The sequence below is a fragment of the Rothia nasimurium genome, assembly GCF_928391935.1.
Lineage (GTDB): Bacteria > Actinomycetota > Actinomycetes > Actinomycetales > Micrococcaceae > Rothia > Rothia nasimurium_D.
The window spans coordinates 1-229 of sequence record NZ_CAKMTD010000039.1; the positions used below are offsets into that span (position 1 = coordinate 1).

At 53.7% G+C, this 229-nt stretch carries 1 protein-coding gene; it reads right to left on the reverse strand.

Annotation, left to right across the window (positions count from 1 at the left end; translation table 11 throughout):
• Positions 1 to 229: MucBP domain-containing protein (locus tag L7A15_RS10635; protein ID WP_237204466.1), on the reverse strand; the 229-nt coding region annotated here is incomplete at both ends.

Below are 229 nucleotides of genomic sequence, written 5' to 3' on the forward strand. Positions count from 1 at the left end.
AGATCGGTTACGGTCTTGGGACCGATGGGGTTGCCGTTTTCGTCAACGTAGTTAACGATGACGTTACCGGTCTTGGGTTCCTCAACGGGCTTTTCAACCTTCTTGAGGATGTAGGTAACGGTGGTCTCGCCTTCAACGACCTGACCGTTTTCGTTACCTTCTACACGCTCGTAGACGTACTCAGTGCCGTCGGGAGCGGTGTAGGTGAGCTTCTTGTGCTCGGTGGTGT